At 40.4% G+C, this 1,695-nt stretch carries 1 protein-coding gene and 1 pseudogene; both read left to right on the top strand.

Annotated features, from left to right (window positions below; all coding sequences use genetic code 11):
- Positions 1–122: 122 nt before the first annotated feature.
- Positions 123–1,436 (top strand): adenylosuccinate synthase, encoded by a 1,314-nt coding sequence (locus F6K22_RS40235; protein ID WP_293110704.1) that lies wholly within the window; start codon positions 123–125, stop codon positions 1,434–1,436.
- 94 nt (positions 1,437–1,530) lie between these two features.
- Positions 1,531–1,695: pseudogene (locus F6K22_RS40230) on the top strand (50S ribosomal protein L25); the annotation flags it as partial.

Below are 1,695 nucleotides of genomic sequence, written 5' to 3'. Positions count from 1 at the left end.
TTCCAGATCTAGAAATTTACTTTATCCAGTTCATTTTAACAAAAGTTAACAAAAATCAATTGACTTAATTTTAAGTTGATGCAACAATGAAAAATTGTGTTTAGTATCCGTAGAGAAAACCCTTGGCTAACGTAATTGTAATAGGTGCCCAGTGGGGCGATGAAGGAAAAGGAAAAATTACTGATTTATTGAGCAAATCAGCAGATGTAGTTGTGCGTTACCAAGGGGGCGTAAATGCTGGTCATACAGTAGTTGTTGAAGGCCAGACATTTAAACTACATTTAATTCCTTCAGGTATCCTTTATCCTGATACTGAGTGTATCATTGGTTCAGGAACAGTTATAGACCCCAAAGTTCTAATTGAGGAACTAGACCAGGTAGAGGCTTTAGGCATTTCTACGGCAAAGTTGATGATTTCTCAAGCTGCTCATGTAACAATGCCTTATCATCGACTGATAGATAAGGCATCGGAGGAACGTCGGGGCAGTCAAAAAATTGGGACGACAGGCAGGGGTATTGGTCCAACTTATGCCGATAAGTCTGAGCGGACAGGGATTCGGATGATTGATTTGATTAGTCCAGAGAGATTGAGAGAGCAGGTAAATTGGACGGTTAACTATAAAAATGTAATTCTAGATAAGCTTTATAATCTATCGCCCTTAGACCCAGACGAGGTGGTAAGTGAATATTTGAAGTTTGCCGATCGCTTAAGACCTCATGTTATAGATGCGTCTTTGAATATCTATAATGCCATTCAGCAGCGACGGAATATTTTATTTGAGGGAGCGCAAGGTACTCTATTGGATTTAGATCATGGTACTTATCCTTATGTTACTTCCTCAAATCCAGTGGCAGGAGGTGCTTGTGTAGGTACTGGTGTAGGACCGACAATGATCGACCGAGTGATTGGAGTAGCTAAGGCTTATACTACTAGAGTGGGAGAAGGACCATTTCCCACAGAAGCTAAAGATGAGGTTGGGGAATTACTAGGCGATCGCGGAGCTGAGTTTGGGACAACTACTGGTCGTAAACGTCGTTGTGGATGGTTTGATGCAGTAATTGGACGTTATGCAGTGAGAATTAATGGTATGGACTGTATGGCGATTACTAAGTTGGATGTGTTGGATGAGTTGGATGAGATTAAGGTTTGTGTGGCTTATGATATGGAGGGTGAGCGTTGCGAAGATTTTCCTAGTAGTTCTATACAATTAGCTAAGTGTAAGCCCATTTATCAAACTTTGCCTGGTTGGCAACAGTCAACTGTAGATTGTCGAACTCTGGAAGATTTACCCAAGCAAGCTTTGGATTATTTACGGTTTTTGGCAGAGTTGATGAAGGTTCCTATTGCTATTGTGTCTCTTGGGGCTAGTCGTGACCAGACTATTGTGGTGGAAGACCCTATTCATGGACCTAAGCGGGCGTTGTTATCGTCATAGAAGTCAGAAGTCAGAAGTCAGAAGTCAGAAGTTAAATTCTTGTTCTAAGATTTTGGTATAATCAATAAGCACATATAAGAGACAAAAAGTCAAGATGGAAGTTACAGTAGAATGTCAAAAAAGACCTGAAGGTAGCAAAACTAAAGCGCTACGACGGGAAGGATTAATTCCTGCAGTATTATATGGTCATCAGGTTCCAGAATCAGTTGAATTAACAATTGATGTTAAGAAAGCAAAGCAATTGTTAAAGGATGCATCA

The organism is Okeania sp. SIO2F4 (assembly GCF_010672385.1).
GTDB lineage: Bacteria > Cyanobacteriota > Cyanobacteriia > Cyanobacteriales > Microcoleaceae > Trichodesmium.
This window is presented reverse-complemented; position numbering and strand designations above follow the sequence as displayed.